Origin of the sequence: uncultured Sulfitobacter sp. (genome assembly GCF_947502895.1) — a bacterium.
Taxonomy (GTDB): domain Bacteria; phylum Pseudomonadota; class Alphaproteobacteria; order Rhodobacterales; family Rhodobacteraceae; genus Sulfitobacter.
This window is the reverse complement of sequence record NZ_CANNBM010000001.1, coordinates 55,602-75,775: the sequence shown is the minus strand read 5'-3', so window position 1 is coordinate 75,775 and position 20,174 is coordinate 55,602. Positions and strand designations below refer to the sequence as shown.

The 20,174-nt window shown below is 59.6% G+C and carries 20 protein-coding genes and 1 tRNA gene; 12 read left to right on the top strand and 9 right to left on the bottom strand.

Annotated elements, in window-relative coordinates; translation table 11 throughout:
* Positions 1–132: 132 nt before the first annotated feature.
* The 4 genes from Q0903_RS00375 to Q0903_RS00360 all read right to left on the bottom strand — a co-directional run bounded on the left by Q0903_RS00375 (position 133) and on the right by Q0903_RS00360 (position 3,717).
* A tRNA-Glu gene (locus Q0903_RS00375) sits at positions 133–207 on the bottom strand.
* Positions 208–287: 80 nt separating this feature from the next.
* A complete protein-coding gene (gene recJ, locus Q0903_RS00370; protein WP_299411811.1) occupies positions 288–2,048 on the bottom strand; it encodes a single-stranded-DNA-specific exonuclease RecJ in 1,761 nt (586 codons plus the stop codon).
* On the bottom strand, positions 2,045–3,331 hold the full coding sequence (locus tag Q0903_RS00365; RefSeq protein WP_299411808.1) for a homoserine dehydrogenase: 1,287 nt from the start codon (positions 3,329–3,331) through the stop codon (positions 2,045–2,047). The genes recJ and Q0903_RS00365 overlap by 4 nt, the downstream gene beginning before the upstream one ends.
* An 89-nt stretch (positions 3,332–3,420) precedes the next feature.
* Entirely contained in the window at positions 3,421–3,717 is a 297-nt protein-coding gene (locus Q0903_RS00360; RefSeq protein ID WP_299411805.1) for a hypothetical protein, read from the bottom strand.
* A gap of 102 nt (positions 3,718–3,819) precedes the next feature.
* Here Q0903_RS00360 and Q0903_RS00355 point away from each other — a divergent pair, with 102 nt between their 5' ends.
* On the top strand, positions 3,820–4,401 hold the full coding sequence (locus tag Q0903_RS00355) for a TetR/AcrR family transcriptional regulator (RefSeq protein WP_299023984.1): 582 nt from the start codon (positions 3,820–3,822) through the stop codon (positions 4,399–4,401).
* 3 nt (positions 4,402–4,404) lie between these two features.
* Here Q0903_RS00355 and Q0903_RS00350 read toward each other — a convergent pair whose 3' ends face one another.
* Positions 4,405–5,316 (bottom strand): pirin family protein, encoded by a 912-nt coding sequence (locus Q0903_RS00350; RefSeq protein WP_299023983.1) that lies wholly within the window; start codon positions 5,314–5,316, stop codon positions 4,405–4,407.
* Positions 5,317–5,521: 205 nt separating this feature from the next.
* Here Q0903_RS00350 and Q0903_RS00345 point away from each other — a divergent pair, with 205 nt between their 5' ends.
* Entirely contained in the window at positions 5,522–6,472 is a 951-nt protein-coding gene (locus tag Q0903_RS00345) for an NAD(P)-dependent oxidoreductase (RefSeq protein ID WP_299023982.1), read from the top strand.
* Positions 6,473–6,681: 209 nt separating this feature from the next.
* Positions 6,682–7,209 (top strand): hypothetical protein, encoded by a 528-nt coding sequence (locus Q0903_RS00340; RefSeq protein ID WP_299411801.1) that lies wholly within the window; start codon positions 6,682–6,684, stop codon positions 7,207–7,209.
* Between the two features lie 86 nt (positions 7,210–7,295).
* On the opposite strand, the gene Q0903_RS00335 is transcribed toward Q0903_RS00340, so the two are convergent.
* The 4 genes from Q0903_RS00335 to Q0903_RS00320 form a co-directional block, all read right to left on the bottom strand.
* A complete protein-coding gene (locus tag Q0903_RS00335; protein ID WP_299023980.1) occupies positions 7,296–7,850 on the bottom strand; it encodes a hypothetical protein in 555 nt (184 codons plus the stop codon).
* 26 nt (positions 7,851–7,876) lie between these two features.
* Positions 7,877–8,416 (bottom strand): pilus assembly protein, encoded by a 540-nt coding sequence (locus Q0903_RS00330; RefSeq protein ID WP_299023979.1) that lies wholly within the window; start codon positions 8,414–8,416, stop codon positions 7,877–7,879.
* Positions 8,413–10,149 (bottom strand): Tad domain-containing protein, encoded by a 1,737-nt coding sequence (locus Q0903_RS00325; protein ID WP_299411799.1) that lies wholly within the window; start codon positions 10,147–10,149, stop codon positions 8,413–8,415. Before Q0903_RS00325 ends, Q0903_RS00330 begins: the two co-directional genes overlap by 4 nt.
* Positions 10,150–10,430: 281 nt before the next feature.
* On the bottom strand, positions 10,431–10,898 hold the full coding sequence (locus Q0903_RS00320; protein WP_299411796.1) for a YbaK/EbsC family protein: 468 nt from the start codon (positions 10,896–10,898) through the stop codon (positions 10,431–10,433).
* Between the two features lie 225 nt (positions 10,899–11,123).
* On the opposite strand from Q0903_RS00320, the gene Q0903_RS00315 reads away from it, so the two are divergent.
* The 9 genes from Q0903_RS00315 to Q0903_RS00275 all read left to right on the top strand — a co-directional run bounded on the left by Q0903_RS00315 (position 11,124) and on the right by Q0903_RS00275 (position 20,149).
* Positions 11,124–12,557: a Glu/Leu/Phe/Val dehydrogenase gene (locus Q0903_RS00315; protein WP_299411793.1), complete on the top strand. Its 1,434-nt coding sequence runs from the start codon at positions 11,124–11,126 to the stop codon at positions 12,555–12,557.
* A 1-nt stretch (position 12,558) separates the two neighbouring features.
* The gene (locus tag Q0903_RS00310; protein ID WP_299411792.1) at positions 12,559–12,942 is read left to right on the top strand and encodes a hypothetical protein; all 384 of its coding nucleotides are present in this window, start codon (positions 12,559–12,561) and stop codon (positions 12,940–12,942) included.
* A 30-nt stretch (positions 12,943–12,972) separates the two neighbouring features.
* Positions 12,973–13,374 (top strand): SH3 domain-containing protein, encoded by a 402-nt coding sequence (locus Q0903_RS00305; protein WP_299411790.1) that lies wholly within the window; start codon positions 12,973–12,975, stop codon positions 13,372–13,374.
* Positions 13,375–13,466: 92 nt separating this feature from the next.
* A complete protein-coding gene (locus tag Q0903_RS00300) occupies positions 13,467–14,549 on the top strand; it encodes a trifunctional transcriptional activator/DNA repair protein Ada/methylated-DNA--[protein]-cysteine S-methyltransferase (RefSeq protein WP_299411789.1) in 1,083 nt (360 codons plus the stop codon).
* A gap of 158 nt (positions 14,550–14,707) precedes the next feature.
* A complete protein-coding gene (locus tag Q0903_RS00295; protein WP_299411787.1) occupies positions 14,708–15,961 on the top strand; it encodes a sarcosine oxidase subunit beta family protein in 1,254 nt (417 codons plus the stop codon).
* A gap of 37 nt (positions 15,962–15,998) precedes the next feature.
* Positions 15,999–16,445 carry a hypothetical protein gene (locus tag Q0903_RS00290; protein WP_299411785.1) on the top strand — a complete coding sequence of 149 codons (447 nt, stop codon included), beginning with the start codon at positions 15,999–16,001 and terminating at the stop codon, positions 16,443–16,445.
* Complete coding sequence (locus Q0903_RS00285; protein WP_299411783.1) at positions 16,442–16,699, top strand: sarcosine oxidase subunit delta; 258 nt, start codon at positions 16,442–16,444, stop codon at positions 16,697–16,699. The genes Q0903_RS00290 and Q0903_RS00285 overlap by 4 nt, the downstream gene beginning before the upstream one ends.
* On the top strand, positions 16,696–19,620 hold the full coding sequence (locus Q0903_RS00280) for a sarcosine oxidase subunit alpha family protein (protein WP_299411782.1): 2,925 nt from the start codon (positions 16,696–16,698) through the stop codon (positions 19,618–19,620). Before Q0903_RS00285 ends, Q0903_RS00280 begins: the two co-directional genes overlap by 4 nt.
* On the top strand, positions 19,613–20,149 hold the full coding sequence (locus tag Q0903_RS00275; RefSeq protein ID WP_299411780.1) for a sarcosine oxidase subunit gamma family protein: 537 nt from the start codon (positions 19,613–19,615) through the stop codon (positions 20,147–20,149). The genes Q0903_RS00280 and Q0903_RS00275 overlap by 8 nt, the downstream gene beginning before the upstream one ends.
* Positions 20,150–20,174 lie beyond the last annotated feature (25 nt).

Here is a 20,174-nt window from a genome sequence, read left to right as displayed (position 1 = left end):
CGTTGACACTTAGATAACAGATTCTCGCCACATTTGAGGGGGAATTTTCGAAACAATCTGTTTCGTCAAAGCGGCAGCAAATCCACAATGGGTATTCGGTGTACTTGTTCACTCAACTCGTAAAGGAAAAAGTGGCAGCCCGTAGGGGAGTCGAACCCCTCTTTTCAGGTTGAAAACCTGACGTCCTAACCGATAGACGAACGGGCCACTGTTTGTGAGCGTGTCTCTAAGCAATTGCTCGGATTGGCGCAAGTCGAATTTTTGCGCAAATGATGTTTTTTAGCGTTTTATGCACGGGCTGCGTCCTCCAGCCGCAGCTGGACCGTTTGGCGGCCTTGCCACGTGTTCACGTCCAGACGTCCCGCCAAATGAAAATGCGCACCGCCATGCGCTTCAAGCGCGGGTCCAAGGGGCGAATCGTATGCGCCAAAGCAGATCGCATCCAATCGCGTGCCCAATCCGTCGCCAAAGCTGACTTTGAGATGGCTTTCGCCTACACGCCGCGCCGAAAAAATACGCATATCGGCAAAGACGTACCGCGGGGCGGGCGCGCCTGCACCAAATGGACCGGCTGATTCGACGGCTTCGGTCAGCTCCACACTGGCAGCGCCGGGCATCAACATCCCGTCGAGCCGCAGATCGGACGGGCCGCGCAAGTGTGCGCCTTGTTTTTCCAGCAGGGCGGTCAGGGCTGCCATTGCCTCGTCCAGCTTATCCGCCTCTACGGTCAGGCCTGCGGCCATTTTGTGCCCGCCGCCCTTTTGCAGCACACCTTGTATCGCAAGTTTTTGAATGCAGGCCCCCAGATCGACACCAGTAACCGATCGGCCCGACCCTTTGCCGATGCCATTATCGAGCCCGATGACGACGGCAGGCCGGCCTGTCGCCTCTTTCAGGCGCGAGGCGACGATGCCGACCACGCCCGGGTGCCAGCCATCACCTGCTGCCCAGACCAGCGCGCCATCGGTGCCGCGTTCTTCTGCTTGGGCAAGGGCTTGTGCGCGCACGGCATTTTCGACTTCGCGGCGCTCGGTGTTGAGGGTGTCCAGACGCTCGGACAGGGCGGCCGCCTCGTGCGGGTCATCGGTGGCAAGCAATCGCGCGCCCAGATCGGCCTTGCCCACGCGCCCGCCGGCATTGATGCGCGGACCCAGCATGAACCCGAGGTGATAGGCGGCGGGGGCAGTATCCATCCGCGCGACATCAGACAGGGCAGAAATACCAACGCGCGCACGGCGGCCCATGACCTTGAGCCCTTGGCGCACAAAGGCACGGTTCACACCGATAAGCGGGGCCACATCGGCAACAGTCGCGAGCGCGACCAGATCCAGCATCGACATCAGATCGGGGCCTTTGACACCGTCCTCGCGCAGCTGGCGGCCCGCTTCTACCAGCATCAGGAACACCACAGCAGCGGCACACAGATGGGCCAGCGCGCCGTCTTCGTCCTGACGGTTGGGGTTCACCACGGCGTGGCACTCGGGCAGGGTTTCGCCGCCCAAGTGGTGGTCAAGCACGATCACATCCGCGCCTTTGGCAGCGGCGATTGGGCCGTGCGATAGGGTGCCACAGTCGACACAAATGATCAGATCGTGACGGCGGGCCAGATCGGCCATCGCCTCGTCATTGGGGCCATAACCCTCGTCTATGCGGTCGGGCACATATAGCGTGGCCTCGCGGCCCATCTCGCGCAGCCAAACCAGCAGCAGGGCGGCAGAGCTGCCACCATCCACGTCATAGTCGGCAAAAACGGCAATCCGCTGGCGCATTTTGACCGCTGCGAGGAAACGCGCAGCGGCTTTTTCCATATCACGCAAACTGCGGGGATCTGGCAGCAGATCGCGCAGGGCAGGGGCAAGGAAGGCCTCGGCCTGTGCGGCCTCCACGCTACGCCGTGCGAGAACCTGACAGACGGCCATCGGCAGACCTGTTTGCTGGTGCAACGCCTCGGAGGCGCGCACGGTGTCCGATCCGGGACCGATCCAGCGCCGCCCCGTGACCGATGCTTCAACCCCTAGAAACGTAGGGACAGGGGGCGTCGTACTCACACTTCCTCGATCCGCAGGGCCACTGGATCAGAGGCCACAACCGAGGTGGCGCCGAAAGCGGCCAAGGCATGGTCGATATCAGCGCGGGTGGTTTTATGGGTCACAATCAGCACAGGGGCCGCATCATCAACGTGGCCGTATTGGCGCATGCGGTCGATGCTGACGCCTGCTTCGCCCAGGACTGCTGCAACTTTGGCAAGCGCCCCCGGTTTGTCCTTGAGCGCCATGCGCAAGTAGTAGGCCGCCGGTCGCTGGCTGAGTGCGGGGGTGGCGGCGGTCAGGCCAGTGGCAGGCTGGCCAAAGACGGGGCTGCGGTAGCCGCGTGCAATGTCACAAATATCCGACAGCACCGCGCTGGCGGTTGGACCTGCACCTGCACCTGCGCCGCGCAGGACGATCTGGCCTACGGCATCGCCTTCCAGCACGATCATATTGGTGCCGCCTTGAAGCTGCCCCAGTGGCGAAGTTTCTGGGACCAGACAGGGCTGCATGCGCTGCTCCAGCCCGCGGCCTGTCATCTGTGCTACGCCCAGCAGTTTGATTTTATAGCCCATGTCGGCTGCCGCGCGGATATCCTCGATGGAGACACGCTCGATCCCTTCAAGCTCGATCCCTGCGAAGTTTACCTGTGTGCCAAAGGCCAGCGAAGACAGGATTGCCAGTTTATGTGCTGCATCAATGCCGCCTACGTCCAGCTGCGGATCAGCCTCAAGGTACCCCAGCCCATCGGCTTCGGCAAAGACATCGGCATAGGGAAGGCCTGCATCTTCCATCCGTGTCAGAATGTAGTTGCACGAGCCGTTCATCACACCCATTACGCGGGTAATCTCGTTTCCTGCCAGGCCTTCGCCCAATGCCTTGACGACGGGAATACCGCCTGCCACGGCAGCCTCGTATTTGATGACGCAGCCCTGCGCTTCGGCGCTCAGAGCGAGGGACTGACCGTGCATCGCCAGCATTGCCTTGTTGGCGGTGATCACATCTTTGCCCAAGGCGAGGGCCGCTTGAGTAGCCTCAAGTGCGGGGCCGTCTTCGCCGCCCATCAGCTCTACGAATACATCGACATCGTCGCGTTTGGCCAAGGCGACAGGATCGTCTTCCCATGCATATGAGGTCAGGTTCACTCCGCGATCTTTGGTGCGGCTGCGTGCCGATATGGCAGAGATGGACAGCGCACGGCCTGTGCGCGCCTCAAGCAAAGCGGTCTGTTTGCGCAGGATCTGCACCACACCTGCCCCGACAGTTCCCAATCCGGCAATCCCGAGGCGAAGAGGCTGTGACATGTTGGAGATTCCTTTGGTTGGGGCGATACGGTTTTACGTGCGCTGGATGTAGCCCGAACGCAGGCCCCGTGCAACGCCGCGCGTGCGACTTAGCGCAGGCCTTGTGCAAGCCGCTGCCGCTCGCGTCCGCTGAGAACCGAGCCGCGCAAACGGGCGGCGCGCGTACGCAGGGCGGCAACACGCGCGTCGATTGCCGCAGTAGCCTGCTCAGGCTCAACCCATGATGTCTGCGCGCGGGCCAAGACGGGGCCCAGAGGAACCAGCGCGGGATAATCGGCATTGCTGAGATCATCGGTTATTGTCCGGTCCAGCGCGGGGAACTGTGTGCAGGCCCCTGTCAGGGCCAGCGTGGCCGCAAAGGCCGCGATGATGTGAATGCGTTCCATAGTCTTTGTGTGTACCAGCAGGCCGCCTCCGCGCAAGCGATTTGGCAGAATATGCACCGATAGGGGTTACTTTTTGAACGGCTGTTCAGATATAAGGAAACTATGGCTCGCACCGCTGGATCACACTCGGACATTACAGGCCCGCGCGTGCGCGATGCCGCGCTGCGGCTGTTTGCGCGGGGCGGTTACGCAGCCGTTTCCATGCGCGCGATTGCGGCTGAGGTGGGTGTGCAAGCAGGCGCGCTTTATAACTATACCCCTGACAAACAAACGCTTTTGTTCGATCTGATGGAAGGGCATATGACCGAGCTGCTGGCAGCAGCGCGCGATGACCCTGCGTTGGATGCGCGGGAACGTCTGCACAGGTTCGTCGCCTTCCACATCAGATTTCACCATGCGCGCCCCGATGCGGTGTTCATCGCCTATATGGAGTTGCGTAATCTGACGCCGGAAAACTTTGCCCGTATCGAGGCCCTGCGTGGTGCCTATGAGGACGGGCTGGAGCAGATATTGCGCGATGGTGTGGCAGCGGAAGCGTTCCGTGTTGAGGATACAAAGATTGCCACTCTGGCGATCATTGCCATGCTGACGGGTGTGAACACGTGGTTTCGCACTGGCGGGCGATTGTCGCTGGAGGAAGTCACCGCGCAGTATTGGGAGATGGTGCGCCGCGCGGTGATGTGAGCCCTAGTGGGCGGGCTTGATGAACGTGCCGTTGTTAAGGTCTTGCATTGCCTGCATTAATTCCGCGCGGGTGTTCATCACGATCGGGCCGTGCCACGCTACAGGCTCGTCGATGGGCGCGCCTGAGATCAGCAGGAAGCGCAGACCGTCGGGGCCTGCTTGCACAGTCACCTCGTCGCCTGTTCCAAAGCGCACAAGGGTGCGGTCGCCGGACATGTCGCGGATGTTCAGCTCCTCGCCAGCCACTTCCTTTTCCAGCAGAACACCCGATGGACGGCTGGCATCAACGAAGGCGCCAGCACCCTGAAAAATGTAGGCAAATGCGCGGCGGTAGGTATCAATTTTGAAGGTTTTGCGCACACCTGCGGGCACTGTCACATCAAGGTATTGCGGATCGGCGGCGATACCATCTACAGGGCCGCGCTTGCCCCAGAACTCACCCGTGATGACACGAACCATCGTACCGTCATCGTCAGTGACTTCGGGGATCGCGTCTGATGTGACGTCCTGATAGCGTGGGGCGGTCATTTTCTGCGCGGAAGGCAGATTGCCCCAAAGCTGGAAGCCATGCATCTGGCCACGTGCATTGCCGTGGGGCATTTCCTGATGGAGAATGCCGCTGCCTGCTGTCATCCACTGTACGTCACCCGCACCAAGCGTCCCGTTGTTGCCAAGGCTGTCGGAGTGTTCGACTGTGCCTTCGAGAACGTAGGTGATCGTCTCGATCCCGCGGTGGGGGTGCCACGGAAAACCTTTTTCAAAATCAATGGGATGCTCGTTTCGGAAATCATCGAACAGCAAGAATGGATCAAGCTCGGACGGGTCCTGAAACCCGAAAGCACGGTGCAGTTTTACGCCTGCGCCCTCCATTGTGGGCTGGGCTGCGCGGGTTTCTAGTGTGGGTCTAAGGGACATTTCACGGCTCCTTTTTATCAGGTCTGCCGTGGAGGTAGTGCGCCGTGCGCCCTGCCACAAGCAGTGGGGGCGCAGAGCATCTGTGCAGATATGCGCAATGCGGGCTGGCAGGGTTTAGGCCCCGCAAAAGAGCGGATGTCGGTTTTGGACTGGACGGACACCACCGCAGCGACAAGGCTGCGGCAAACATTAAGGAAGTCTGAATATGAAAATCGGTTTTATCGGTCTGGGCAATGTCGGTGGCAAGCTGTCGGGGAGCCTGTTGCGCAATGGTGTTGATTTAAGCGTACACGATCTGGATGAAGATTTGGTGAATGTGAAGGTTGCGCAAGGGGCAACGGCGGGGGGCAGCCCCGCCCAACTGATGGCAAATTGTGATGCCGTGATTACCTGCCTGCCCAGCCCTGCGGCCAGTGCTGCGGTGGTAGAGCAGATGTTGCCAGAGGTACGAGAGGGTAAAATCTGGATCGAAATGTCGACCACCGATTCTAACGAGATAAAGCGGCTTGCAACACTTGTTCAGGCCAAAGGCGGTCAGGCGGTAGATTGCCCTGTCTCGGGCGGATGCCACCGTGCGGATACGGGTAATATCAGCATCTATGCGGGCTGTGATCGCGCGACGTTTGATCGGGTTCTGCCTGTGCTGACCCATATGGGGCGGCGGATTTTGCATGTAGGTGATTTGGGAAATGCGAGTATTCTCAAGGTGATGACGAACTATCTGGCCACGGCAAACTTGCTGACGCTTTGCGAGGCGCTGACGGTGATGAAGGCGCAGGGCATGGATATGGCGATGACGTATGAGGCGATTGCAATATCCTCGGGCAACAGTTTTGTGCATGAGACAGAAAGCCAGCTGATCCTGTCCGGATCGCGCGATGTGAATTTTACGATGGACCTGATCCAGAAGGATATCGGGTTGTTTCAATCGCTTGGGGATGCGGCTGGCGTGCCGCTGGAGATTTCGCCAATGATGATCCAGATGATGCGCGATGGGCAGGCCCGCTTTGGTGAGCGCGCCCAGTCAGACCGTATGATCGAGCGGCTGGAAGAGGCCACGGGCCTGCAAGTCCTTGCGGATGGATTTCCGCAAGAACTTGTCGATGACGAGCCCGAAGAGCGTGGATATGAGGTACGCCCGAAAAGGTTGCTGTGAGAGCTTGAGTTATTGATTTAACTGTCTGATGAGTAATGATAAATAGTTCGGCTCACCATCCGCATTTTATTGGGGGTGCCCTGTGTGCACCCCCTGTACACCGTCCGTACACCCCCCATACGCCGTCCATGCAGAGCCTGCTGCCGCGCTGAGCGAAGGCTTGCCCGCCGCTGCATCTGCGTCTAGGGGTCAAAAAAAGGAGTGCCGCCATGACCGATACGCCAGATGATCCGACGCCTCAGCCCGCTTTTGACCCTGATGAGGTTCTTGCGGTTGCACGCTCTAGCGCAGGCCGGCGGTTGTTGGGGTTGGGATCGCTGGGCCTGTTGGGGATATTGCTGATCTATATTGCGATTGTGGAATCGCCCTCCCTGATTTTTCGGCTGGTGTTGTTGATCATGGGGGTAGGTGCGCTGTTGCTGGTAGACAAGATGCGCCGTGCTACCGCCTCGACCATCGAGCTGACGCCGACCGCGTTGCGCGACAGTGACGGGACCGTCATTGCATTGATTGAAGATGTGGACGGGCTGGACCGCGGGTTCTTTGCCTTTAAACCGTCCAACGGTTTTTTATTGCGCACGGTCAACAAGGGGCCGAATGAATGGCGCCCCGGTATGTGGTGGCGTGTGGGGCGGCGGATCGGTGTGGGGGGAATGACCCCTGCGCATCACTCCAAACAGATGTCGGAGATTTTGGCGATCATGATGGCACAGCGGGATTTGACCAAAGGCAAATAGGCTGCACCGTTTGTAGTTATACAAAGAAAAACCCCCGAGCGGCTGATGCCTCTCGGGGGTTTTTTGTTTGTGCTGGATGGCGCAGCTTAGGAGCCTGCGAAATCCGGTTCGAGATCCTGCCACAACACTTGCGGGGCATAACGCGGCCGCGTGAAGATGAAGTTCTCGATCTGCTTGTTGCCCAAGCCGACATCGAAAGGCGGCTTATACAGGGCTGATGTTTCGACCACGATCATCCGCTCGTTGTGGACCATGCTGGCGGGCAAGCGATCGGTCCAGCCACTTACGTCCTGATTGGAGACGGGCGTGGCGTAACCTTCGGTCTTTGACCAGTCCAGTTTAAAGATATCGCGCTCGGCGTCGTAGCGCACGATCGACAGGCGAACGGTGCTGGTCTGCGGGTTGCGTGTCAGTGTATCCAGCAGCGCCTTGGTGCCAGCGAGATAGTCCGCGTCAATCGGCAGTGTCTCACGGGAGACCATATCGCTGATGGTGTAGGCCGCCTTTTGGTGCATACCGTGCAAGCGGGTGTAGTCGATCAGCGTCACGAAAGTGAGGATGCACAAGAACATCGCGGGGACCATGATGACGGCTTCGATAGATGCGGAGCCCTTCTCCTCACGTGCGAAACGTGAGCTCATGAGGGATTTGATACCTTGGTAAAACATTATCTTGGCTCCTGTACGAATGCACTCATTGCGACCATGCTGCCTTTGCCGTTTTCACCGTTGCCGATCAACTTGCCGAGGCCGAAACCGGACATGAAGGGCTCGTATTGGTAGCAGGCACGCATGAGCATCAACTCGTGTTGCTGGCCGAGCGACCAACCGCGGACCGGTGTGACCGGTAGGGGCGAGTTGGTGCAATCGGGTGATGCGGGCAGACTGGCAAACTCACGCGGGTTAGTCGGCATCATCTCGAGGCGCATGTTGTCCTCGCAGTTGTCGAGGCCGCCAGCGTTGTCGCAAATGGACTGCTTGAGGTCTGCGTGGGTCAGGTTCTGCCCTGTGTTAAGGCGGATGATCCGTGTTGTGACCTCCAGACCACGCTCCAACTGGAACTGTCGGTTGGCATGTGTGGTCAGCTCGACCCCGTAGATAAGGGTCATGCACAAGACGGGCATCATGACGGCGAATTCGAGGGTGTAGACGCCACCCTCTTCTTCGGAGCGGAAACGCTTCAGGCGGTTTTTGAGACGGGTAATCATTGTGTGAGCCTCAGCTGGTTGATCTGGCGCGCAATCGCTTTGAACGCCTCTTTGATTTCGACACCCTCAACCCGGAAGAAGTGGCTGGGAGAGGAAGCGCAGTCGCGCATAACATTCGCGCCGTGGTCCGATACTTCGAAGCCGATGGACCAGATGACGATGTTCTTCTCTTTGGCTGCGTCGCAGACGTTGCTCAGAAGGCTGTCGCCATAGTCGGGCCAGTACTTCAGGTACTTGAACTGGTTGTGCTGCCAGCTGTTGACGTAACGGCTGAGGTACCAGTTCAGGTTATACCGGTTCCAGTGGGCCGCGTGGCTGTAGTTGGCGTAGTAGTTATCGTTGATACGGTAGGAATAGTGGTTCTGACCGTCCGTCATCAGGACAACGGTTTTCAACGTTTCGTAGTCGTCATAGGCTGCCGGACGTGCTGCGAAGGCAGGGTCGGCGGCACCGTTGTTGATCAGCGCGGTGTTGATCGTATTGAAATCGGGATCAAGCAGACCTGCGGCCCATTTCATACCCGCAAAGATCGAGGTACTGCCGCGCGGCACCAGTTGGCCGATTTTGTATTTGAGCGCGCTCACGTCCTGGCTGAAGGCTACCACGTCTTCGTGGGTCCCAATCGGGCAGACAGGGGTGCTGCGGTCGTTGTTGCGGCCGTTATAGCCCCATTGGAAGTGCTGGACCTGATCATACTGTTTGTCACGGCGCAGGCGCGCTGTGTCGAAGTCGGATTCGGAGAACTCGATACAGTGGCTGTAGGGGTTGTTCACATCTACATTCAGCTCGTTCATGATGTCCGGACCGGCACTGACGTGTTCGGAGTAGGGGACAACAGAGATCGACACGAGGTCTTGCGTGCTTTCATTGATAACGGCGTCCACAAAGGTACGGGCCGCATCACGCAGGTTGGACATCTTGTTGCCCTCGCCCATCGAACCCGAGATATCGAGAACCATGGAGATTTCCACGTTGTTCACCCGCTCTTCGGCTTCGGCCATGGCGCGCAGCTTGACAAAGTTGGTCTTCTCGATTGCTTCGGCCATCACTTCGGCTTTGACCATTTCGAAGAGTTCGTCGTAGGTCAAACCGTTGTATTTCATGAACTCGGAGGTGTCGGTGCCGTTTTCGGTTGCTTCCCACCACTCGTCGTTGATCTCGGCGATCCGTTCATTGGTGAGGTTGGTCGCATGGATCAGCTGGGCATTTTCCAGCTCCTGATCGCGGATTTCATCGTCTGTCATCCCCTCATCCGAAGGCCGCTCCTCAGCGATGCGGTCTTCTGCGCTTTTCAGGGCGTCAGTAAGGGCACGACCACCCATGTAGGCGTTTGTCTTAACGTCGCCATTGATGCTGTTCACATCAACGATCGCATCCGCCAGCACCGAGACTGTGCGGAAGTTCAGACCTTCGCTAATATTCACTGTCGAGACCAGATCGGGGTAGCCGACTTTTTCGAAGTAGTCTTTCACAACGACCTCGGGGTCCATTGTCTGGTCCAGATCGGCTGCGGCCAGAACGGCGCGGTCGGCTGTACCCTGGATTTTCACCCGGTGGTATTCGTGGCTGTTCACATCCCATGAGATGCCAGCGAGCATCATCAAGACCGCAATAAAGAACAGCGACATCACTGTTACATTGCCGTCTTCACCCTGCACAAACTGGCGGAAGAACGGGGATTTTTTGTATCCCGTTTCCGTCGGGATGCAAGTTGTCGAAAATAGTTTTTTCATCATCGTCACCTTTCAAGCCCGGACCTGTCGGAGTGATATGGTCTATGGCTAAATTCGACGATCTGTATGACTGATGAACGTGGCTAAATTGGGGCAGGTTCATGCAGAATAGTCATATTTTAAAGGGTTTTAGGATATAGTAACGCCGAATTCGAGCTAGTGTTTCCGACCCGTGAACAGTGCGCCACATTTCAGATAACGTAGATGATTTCACGTAAAGTGAGTCGTGGTTAACAGGGGGCTATTTTCGATGTGAGTCGTGCTTAATTTCTGCATACCTCTTAAATATTGGTAAACAGTTTCGCATCCGTAGCTTTGAGCAGGTTTCGGGGGGTGATCTGGAACACCGTCTCGGGGGCGCCGCCCGCAGCCCAGACGGTGTCGTACTGCATGAGCGCGTCATCCATAAAGGTGGGCATCGGGCACAGGTGGCCGATGGGCGCCACGCCGCCGATGGCAAAGCCTGTGTCGCTGCGCACGCGTTTGGGATCGGCACGGCCCAAAGACTCGCCAAACTGTTGTTCGGCGCGTGTCAGGTTCAATTCATGCGCCCCGCTGACAAGTATGAGTTTGAGCGCGCCTGTGTTGGCCCCTTCAAACAAGAGCGATTTGGCGATCTGGCCCACGGTGCAGTTCAGGCCCTCGGCTGCTGCGGCGGCTGTGCGCGCGCTGGTGGGCAGGGTAATGATCTCGATCTCCAGCCCTGCATCGCGGGCGGCAGTTGCAACGCGTGTGGTGCTTTTGCCCATCTGCTGTTCATCCTTTTATATGCACTATGGTTAATGGGCCAAAGGCGGACGCAAAGGTCAAGGCGGTCGTTCGGGCGGCGCTTGGGCAAATATCTACTTAGGATTGTTCGTAAACCGACTAAAAAAGTGGCACTAGGCCCGATGCGGGCCTAGGGTGGGGTGAGCGTGCGGGATTCTCCGCGCCTGACACATGTTTCCAATCTGACCCACAAAAAGGCCTTCCTCATGAACCAATCCTCCAACGAGCCGAGCTTTCGTGAAAGTGTAGATATGATGTTCAACCGCGCGGTTGATCTAATGGATCTCAAGCCCGGGCTGGTCGAGAAGATACGGGTGTGCAACGCCACCTATACTGTCAGGTTCGGGGTACGCTTGCGCGGGGATATCAAGACATTCACGGGCTACCGCAGTGTCCACTCCGAGCATATGGAGCCTGTAAAGGGCGGTATCCGGTTTTCGATGGGGGTCAATCAGGACGAGGTTGAGGCGCTGGCTGCATTGATGACGTTTAAATGCGCGCTGGTGGAGGCGCCGTTCGGGGGATCGAAAGGCGGGCTGTGTGTGGATCCCAAGGAATGGGACGAGCATGAGATGGAGTTGATCACGCGGCGTTTCGCCTACGAGCTGATCAAGCGCGACATGATCAACCCTGCGCAAAACGTGCCCGCGCCGGATATGGGCACGGGCGAGCGGGAGATGGCGTGGATCGCGGACCAATACAAGCGCATGCATACGACAGATATCAACGGGGCGGCCTGTGTGACAGGCAAGCCGATCAACGCAGGCGGCATTCAGGGCCGGACCGAGGCCACGGGGCGCGGTGTGCAATACGCCCTGCGCGCGTTCTTCCGCGACAGCGAAGGTGTGAAGAAGGCAGGGATGAGCGGCAGCCTTGATGGCAAGCGGGTTATCGTGCAGGGCTTGGGCAATGTGGGCTATCACGCGGCCAAGTTCCTGAGCGAGGAAGACGGCGCGCCTGTGATCGGGGTGATCGAGTATAACGGCGCTGTCTATAACAAGGACGGTCTGGATATCGAGGCGCTCAAGCAGCACATCGCGGCGGAGGGGTCGCCCAAGGGCTTTGCGGGCGGTGCGTTCAGCGAAGACGGGGCGGCCATGCTGGAAGAGGAGTGCGATATCCTGATCCCCGCCGCACTGGAAGGTGTGATCAACCTGCGCAATGCCCGCAATATCAAGGCGTCGTTGATCATCGAGGCGGCGAATGGTCCTGTAACTGCCGGTGCGGACGATATCCTGCGCGAGATGGGCACAGTGATTATTCCCGACATGTATGCAAACGCGGGTGGCGTGACGGTCAGCTATTTTGAGTGGGTCAAGAACCTGTCCCACATCCGCTTTGGCCGCATGGGGCGGCGTCAGGAAGAGAGCCGCCACCAGCTGATTGTAGACGAGCTGGAGCGGATCAGCAGCGATGGCTCTATCAACTGGACGCTAAGCCCTGATTTCAAAACGAAGTATCTGCGCGGCGCGGGCGAGCTGGAGCTGGTCCGCTCGGGCCTCGATGACACAATGCGGATCGCCTATGACGCGATGGCGGAGGTTTGGCACAGCCGCGATGATGTGAGTGATCTGCGCACGGCTGCCTATCTTGTAAGCATTGGCAAAGTCGCGGCAAGCTATCACGCAAAAGGGCTGTAGTATGAGATATGCACTGGTGGTGGCGGCGGCATTGGCTGCTGCGCCAGCATCTGCCGAGCGTGCCACCTATGGCGACGTCTACCTGAACGGTCTGCTGCGCGATCAGCCCACACGGCAGGGCCGCCACGCGGCGATGGTGTGTAACGTCAACGGGCCTGACGGGTATCTGAGCATCCGCAGTGGGCCAGGCAGCGATTTCAAGGCGGTGCGCAAGCTCAAGCGGTTGGCGGTTGTGGCGGTGGACGCGGGCGAGCGGCGGGGCAGGTGGATACGTGTTCTGGGCGCGCACCGCGATACCACGCCAGAGGGCCGCGCGCGCAACTATAGGGATTTGCCTGTACAGGGCTGGGCGCATGACGGATATTTGTGCGATTTCATTCACTAGGATAGATGGCAGGCGATAGGAGACAGGATTATGATCGCAAAACTTGCTTTGGCTGCAATGGTGCTGCTGGTCAGCGTGCCGCCTGTTCTGGCCGAGACGCAGTTTTACAATAATGTCTATCTCAAAGGGTTGGCGCGCGACTATTGGACAAAACAGCCCGAGGCGGAGCGGTGGCGCGCGATGGTGTGCAATGTGAACGGACCAGACGGGTTTCTGAGCGTACGGTCAGGGCCGGGGACGGATTTCAAAGTGGTACGTAGCTTCAAGCGGTTGGCGGTGATAAATCTGGACCTGACCGAACGGCGGGGCCGTTGGGTGCGGGTGACAGGTGCTTACCGCCACATGAGCCCCGAGGGCCGCCGTGTCACGCGGCGCGAATTGCCTGTGCAGGGGTGGGTGCATGACGGGTATCTGTGCGCCTATGTTGCCTAGGATTGGGGTGCGGCGCGATTTTATGTACCTAAATTGAATAGACGCCTGATTGGCGGCGGACAGGGGATGCTGTGCCGCGCTAGGGTGTCTTTATGATGTTTGATTTACCAGATGATGAGACGCTGTATGCCGCGCTGATTGCACGCGATGCCGCGTGGGAGGGGCGCGCGTGGGTTGGCGTGGCCTCTACAGGCGTGTTTTGCCGCCTGACATGCCCGGCGCGCAAACCCAAGCGCGAGAACTGCACATTCTATGACAGCATTGGCGGCGCGATAGAGGCGGGATTTCGGGCCTGCAAACGGTGCCATCCGGTGGCGACAGCAGCGCAATCCGATCCTGCGGTGGCCGATCTGCTGGCCGCGCTGGAGCGTGCGCCCGCGCGGCGCTGGGCAGAGGGCGATATCACGGCACGCGGGCATGACCTGTCTACCGTGCGGCGGGCGTTCAAGCGGCACTTTGGCATGACTTTTCTGGAAATGGCGCGTCTGGCCCGTTTGCGGGCGGGGGCGGCCGAACTGGTGGGCGGTGCATCGGTGATCGAGGCGCAGATGGAAGCGGGATATGGCTCTGCCTCGGCCTTTCGGGCGGCCTTTGCGGGCTGGACGGGGCTGCCGCCGGGTGCATTTGTGCCAAACGCTGTGCTGCGGGCGGATTGGATCGAGACACCGCTGGGGGCGATGGTGGCTGTATCGTCAGCCCATGCGCTGCATTTATTGGAATTTACCGAGCGCAAGGCGCTGCCCCGCGAGCTAGCGGCGTTGCGCAAGGATGCCAAGGGATCGCTGGGGTTCGGCCGATATGCGCCCACTGACCGGATCGAGCGGGAGATGGACGCGTTTATGGCGGGTCGGTGTGCGCGGTTTGACACGCCATTGCAGCCTTTGGGCAGCACGTTCACGCGGCAGGTCTGGGATGCGCTGCGCGAGATACCTGCGGGGCAAACCCGCAGCTATAGCCAGCTGGCCCGTGATATGGGCCGCCCTGATGCGACCCGTGCTGTGGCGCGGGCCAATGGGGCAAACCCGATTGCGATCGTGATTCCCTGCCACCGCGTGCTGGGGGCTGATGGAAGCCTGACCGGCTACGGCGGGGGGCTGTGGCGCAAACAGAAGCTGATTGCGCTGGAGCGGGCCTATGCCACCGTGGGGTCGCACCGCGAACGCAGCGCGGAGTAAGCGCAAGGCTGCAAATGCTGCACCTGCCGGACAAGCTGCGGCTGATGCGGCGTCGTTGGCGGGCAAGGCAATGGCGTAAACGGGGTATTGCGGCCATTTGGCGATTGATAGGCTGCACCTTGTTTGGCACATTGTAACGGTGTGCAGTGGGGGGCCTTATGCGATTTTCAGGATGGCGCGTTCTGCGCGAGGGGCTGAGCGGCAATAAAGGCTGGCAGCCCCATTGGCGCGATGCAGAGCCCAAGGCGGAATATGATGCGATCATCATCGGCGGTGGCGGGCATGGCCTGTCCACGGCCTATTACCTCGCCAAAGAGCACGGCATGACAAATATCGCCGTTATCGAGAAGGGTTATCTGGGCGGCGGCAACGTGGGGCGCAACACAACTATCGTGCGGGCCAATTACTTTCTCGATGGCAACTCGCAGTTTTATTCGCACAGTCTGAAGCTGTGGGAGACCCTTGAGCAGGATCTGAACTATAATGTGATGCTGTCGCAGCGCGGCCAGTTGATGCTGTGCCACTCGGATGGCCAGCGCGACGCGTATGTCCGGCGGGGCAACAGCATTGTCGGGCAGGGTGATGATGCAGAGCTGTTGGATGTTGAAGGTGTGCGCAAGATTGCCCCGTATCTCGATTTCGAGAACACGCGTTTTCCGATCTATGGCGGATTGCTGAGCCGCCGTTCGGGCACTGCGCGGCATGATGCGGTGGCGTGGGGATATGCGCGTGGTGCGTCCGAGCGGGGCGTCGATTTGATCCAGCAGTGCGAAGTCACCGGCATTGATATAGAGAACGGTGTCGTACGCGGCGTGCAGACCACGCGCGGGGCAATCCGTGCCAAAAAGGTGGGGATCGTGGTTGCGGGGCGCTCGTCTCAGGTGGCGGCGATGGCGGGGATGCGCCTGCCCATTGAGAGCCATGTGTTGCAGGCTTTTGTAACCGAGGGATTGAAGCCTGTGATCGACAATGTGATCAGTTTTGGCATGGGGCATTTCTATATCAGTCAGTCGGACAAGGGCGGATTGGTCTTTGGGGGTGATCTGGATTTCTACAGCTCCTATGCGTCCCGCGGGAACCTGCCGATGGTCGAGCATGTGATGGAAGCGGGGATGACGCTGGTGCCGATGATTGGCAAGGCCAAAGTCTTGCGCAGTTGGGGGGGCATTATGGATATGACCCCCGACGGATCGCCTATCATTGACAAGACAGACACCGAGGGTTTGTTCCTCAATTGCGGCTGGTGCTATGGCGGGTTCAAGGCGATCCCTGGATCGGGCAATTCGTTTGCGCATCTGATGGCCACGGGAAACCATCATGCCCCTGCCGAGAAGTTCCGTCTGGACCGCTTTCGCACAGGGCGCGGGTTGATGGATGAGGAGGGCACTGGTGCGCAGCATAATCTTCACTAGAGAGGTCGAACATATGGCAAGGGACGGGATTGAGTTTATGGGAAAAATAAAGAAGCAAGGGCGCGTTGTACTTGCGGGTGTAGCCCTGCTGGCGCTGGCGGCATGTGATCCGGTACCAGTGGGGGATACGTCGTGCCCCAGTCCAGCTGTGTGCGAGATTGTGGCGCTGACAGCCTCGGATGTGCGCAGCGACATTGGTAAGAACTATGGTGGGGGTGTGGTTTTGCGCAATGCACGCGCGCTGGGACCGGCGCTGGTGATTGACGTGTCTTTGCCATTGTCGGCGGAAGCGTTCAAGACACCTGTTGGCCAGCGGATCATCCGTGATTTTGGCAAGAACCTTGCGGGCGGGTTTTGCGGTGCGGGGGCGACTTCGGACGACTTTTTCAAGATGGGGGCAACATTGCGCGCGCGGGGCTTCTCGAAGGATAGCGTGATCGTCGCGGATCAGGTGATCCGTTCGTGCGGAGGGCGGCGTCGGTGAGGATACCTTGCCCGTTGTGCGGTGCGCGCGACCGGCGCGAGTTTTACTATAAGGGAGCAGCCCTTGCGCGTCCTGATCCGGATGCGGGTGCGCTGGCATGGGATGAGTATGTGCATTTGCGCGAGAACCCTGCCGGTGCCACGCGGGATTTGTGGCACCATGAGGCGGGCTGCGGCGCGTGGTTGGTTGTGTCGCGTGACACGGTGACCCACGAGGTATTCAGCGCCGTTTTGGCGCGGGAGGCGGGACTGTGAGGGTTTCGACGAAATCGCTGGGCGAAACTGTGCGCTTTCGGTTTGACGGTGTGGGCTACGCGGCGCGGGTGGGTGATACGGTTGCCTCGGCGCTGCTGGCCAACGGCGTGCGGTTGGTGGGGCGGTCGTTCAAGTATCACCGTCCGCGCGGTGTGTTGTCTGCGGGCAGCGAAGAGCCGAATGCGCTGATCACTGTGGGGCGCGGAGCGCGGGCAGAGCCTAATGTGCGCGCCACGGTGCAGGAAGTATACGACGGACTGGAGGTGTTTTCGCAATCGGCGTGGCCTTCGCTGAGGTTTGACGCGATGGCGGTGAATGATCTGGCGGCGCCGTTTCTGGGGGCAGGGTTTTATTACAAGACGTTCATGTGGCCCCGCGCGTTTTGGGAAAAGCTCTATGAGCCTGTGATCCGCCGTGCGGCAGGGCTGGGCAGTCTGAGCGGCAAGCACAATCCCGACACCTATGACCGCGCATTTGCGTTTTGTGATCTGCTGGTTGTCGGGGCGGGGCCGACGGGGCTGATGGCAGCGCGGGTTGCGGCCGAGGCGGGGTTGGATGTGATCCTGTGCGATGAGGATTTCGAGTACGGTGGGCGTTTGCTGGCCGAAGTGGATGATCTGGGTGATGTATCTGCGCAGGAGTGGATAGCCGAGCAGGTCTGTACCTTGGTTGCGATGCCCAATGTGCGCCTGATGCGGCGGACCACGGTGACGGGTGCGTATGATGGCGGCGTTTTCGGCGCGTTGGAGCGGGTGACGCATCATGTTGCGCGCAGTGGTGCACCGCTGGAGTGTTTTTGGCGGATCACGGCGGCGCGCACGATTTTGGCGGCAGGTGCGTTGGAGCGGCCGATTGCCTTCGAGAACAATGACCGACCCGGGATTATGATGGCGGGGGCCGTGCGGGCTTATGTGAACCGCTGGGGCGTGGCGCCTGCCAAAACCGCCGTGGTTTTTGGAAATAATGATGACGCGCACCGCACCGCGCATGATCTGCATTACGCGGGTGTGCAAGTCGCAGCCTTGGTTGATTGTCGTGCGGATGCAGACGTTGGCGATGTGCCGTATCCCGTCTACTTGGGCGCGCAAGTGTGCGGCACAAAGGGGCGTATGGCGGTTTCGAGTGTTAAAATCCGTATGGCCAGCGGTCAGGTCAAAACCGTCGCGGCGGACCTTTTGGCCATGTCCGGTGGCTGGAATCCTACGGTCCATCTGACATGTCATATGAATGGGCGGCCTGCGTGGCGTGAGGATATTGCGGCGTTTGTGCCGACACCTGATGCGGTGCCGATGCTGGAGGCGGCGGGGGCGTGCAATGGTGCATTCTCGACTGCGGCGTGTTTGGCCGAAGGGGCTGCGGCAGCGGCGCGTGTTGTGGAAGCTTTAGGGTTTGAGGTTCCTGAAGTTGCTTTGCCTGAGGCGGAAGATGCACCTTACACGATTGCGCCGCTTTGGGCGGTTGCGGGCAAGGGGCGCGCGTGGCTGGATTTCCAGAATGATGTGAGTGTGAAGGATGTGAAACAGGCGGTGGTCGAAAACTTCCGCTCGGTCGAGCATATGAAGCGGTACACCACGCAAGGGATGGCGACGGATCAGGGCAAAAACTCCAACGTGGGCGCGTTGGCTGTATTGGCGGATGCGACCGGTCGGGGGATACCCGAGACAGGGACGACAACATTCAGGCCGCCCTATTCGCCTGTCGCGATTGCTGCCTTGGGCGGGCCTGCGCAGGGCAAGGGCTTTGCGCCCGAACGGTTTACAACGTCGCACAAGCAGTCAGTAGAGATGGGTGCGCCGATGATCGAGGCAGGGCTGTGGTACAGGCCCAGCTATTTTCCCACAGAGGGCGAGACGACTTGGCGTCAGTCATGCGACCGTGAAGTAGGCTATGTGCGCCGCACAGTAGGTGTGTGCGATGTCAGCACATTGGGCAAGATTGATATTCAGGGTCCGGATGCGGCCAAGCTGCTGGATTTTGTCTATACTGGCATGTTTTCGACCCTCAAAGAGGGCCGCGTGCGGTACGGTCTTATGCTGCGCGAGGACGGGACGGTGATGGATGACGGCACCTGTGCGCGCATGGGGCCAGAGCATTACGTGATGACCACCACCACTGCGGCGGCGGGCGATGTGATGCGGCATCTGGAATATGTGACGCAGGCCCTGCATCCCGAATGGGCGGTGGCGTTTACCTCTGTGACCGAACAATGGGCGCAGTTTGCAGTGGCGGGGCCGCAATCACGCGCGCTGCTGGGGGATGTGCTGGACAGCCCCGTTAATAATGACAGCTGGCCCTTCATGGCCTGTGGCGAGATCGGTGTGATGGGCGTTGCGGGGCGGCTGTTCCGCATATCGTTTTCGGGTGAGCATGCCTATGAGGTAGCGGTGCCAGCACGCTACGGGGCCGCGCTGTTTGCCGAGCTGGTGCGCCGTGCCGAGGCGATGGGTGGTGGTGCCTACGGGATGGAGGCGCTGAATGTGCTGCGTATCGAAAAGGGGCATATCACCCATGCGGAAATTCACGGGCGGGTCACGGCCTATGATGTGGGCATGGCGCGGATGATCTCGGACAAGAAAGACTGCGTTGGCAAGGTGCTGGCCGCGCGGGAGGGGCTGGTTGACCCCATGCGCCCGCGTATGGTCGGGCTGCGCCCTGTAGGGGCCGTCAAACAGCTGAGCGCGGGAGCGCATATTTTTGACCGAGGGGCGGCGCATGTACATGCGAATGACCAGGGGTATGTGACTTCGGTTTGCTATTCGCCTGATCTGGGTATGATGATCGGGCTGGGGTTTATAGCGCGCGGCCCCGAGCGGCTGGGCGAGCGGATGATCGTGCGCGACCATATGCGCGATCTGACCACCGAGGTCGAAATTTGCGATCCTGTGTTCATTGATCCGACAGGAGGACGCCTGCGTGGGTAAGTTGCAAGCTGTGAGCCCCTGTGCGGGCCTGTTGCCGTTGCGTATCGGGGCATTGGCAGTGGAGGAAATAGACGCAGGGCCGATTACATCTGTAACGCCGTTCGAGGGGGCCTCGAAGGCAGCGCTGGAGCGCGCGCTGGGCATGGCCTTTCCCGCGCCGTTGCATACCAGCCAAAACGGTGCCGTGCGCTGTGTCTGGGCAGCACAGGGCGAGGCGCTGCTGATGGGGGCGGTTCCTGATGCAGGTCTGGGTGCCTATGCGGCTGTGGTCGATCAATCGGATGCTTGGGCCGTGGTGCGGCTGCTGGGGGCGGACGGGGCAGAAGCTTTGGCGCGGTTGGTGCCTGTCGATATGCGGCTGCATGTGTTCCCTGTCGGGGCCACCGTCCGCAGCCAGTTGGGACATATGAATGCCAGCATCACGCGGACGGGTGAGGAGGAAATCATGATCGCGGTTTTCCGCTCAATGGCTGCAACGCTTGTTCACGATTTGAAGAGCGCACTGGAAGCGGTGGCGGCGCGGCGTTAGGGTGCGCGCAAATTTGAAGGTTGTG